Raw genomic sequence first — 723 nt, forward strand, 5'->3', positions numbered from 1 at the left:
GTCCTGGCGGCGGGGGCGGGTGGCCTTGTCGTGGTTGACCCCGGTGCCGCCGCCACCTGCGCCGGTGCCCGACCCGCCGCCCGTCCCGCCGCCCGTCCCGCCGCCCGTCCCGCCGTCCGCGTCGCCGTCCGTGGCCCGCCACAGGAAGCCGTGGAACGGGGCCACGGTCAGGGCCGAGTCGGCCGCGCCGGTGGCGACGGCGGCGGCGACCGACTCGACGTCGGTGGGGGCCAGGAAGGGGCTGGTGCACTGGACGAGGAGCACGACGTGCACCTCGGTGTTGTGCAGTTCCTCGAAGGAGTCCAGGGCGTGCAGCAGGGCGGACTCGCTGGTCGCCGTGTCCCCGGCGAGGGCTGCCGGGCGGGGCACCACGGTGGCGCCCGCGGCGCGGGCGGTGGCCGCGACGGCGGCGGAGTCGGTGGAGACGACGACGTCGGTGACGGTGGGCGCGGCCAGGCAGGCGCGTACGGCCCGGGTGACCAGCGGGACCCCGCCGACCTCGGCGAGGTTCTTGCCGGGCACGCCCTTGGAGCCGCCGCGGGCGGGGATCACTGCCAGGACCCGGCGACGCGGGGGGACGGACCCGGCGGCGGACCCACCCGCGCGACGCGCAGGAGCAGCGGGCACCTCGGGGCGGGCGGCAGGGGCAGCGGGCACCTCGGGGCCGCCGGCAGCAGCAGCGGGCACCTCAGGGTGGCGGGCGGCGGCGGGCGTGGTCACAGG

1 protein-coding gene is annotated in these 723 nt (G+C 79.5%); it reads right to left on the bottom strand.

Annotation, left to right across the window (positions count from 1 at the left end):
• The coding region (locus tag GPJ59_RS36695) for an acylneuraminate cytidylyltransferase family protein (protein WP_308120715.1) at window positions 1–552 on the bottom strand (552 nt) is incomplete at its 3' end.
• Window positions 553–723 lie beyond the last annotated feature (171 nt).

Source organism: Streptomyces bambusae, assembly GCF_019400985.1.
Taxonomy (GTDB): Bacteria; Actinomycetota; Actinomycetes; order Streptomycetales; family Streptomycetaceae; genus Streptomyces; species Streptomyces bambusae_A.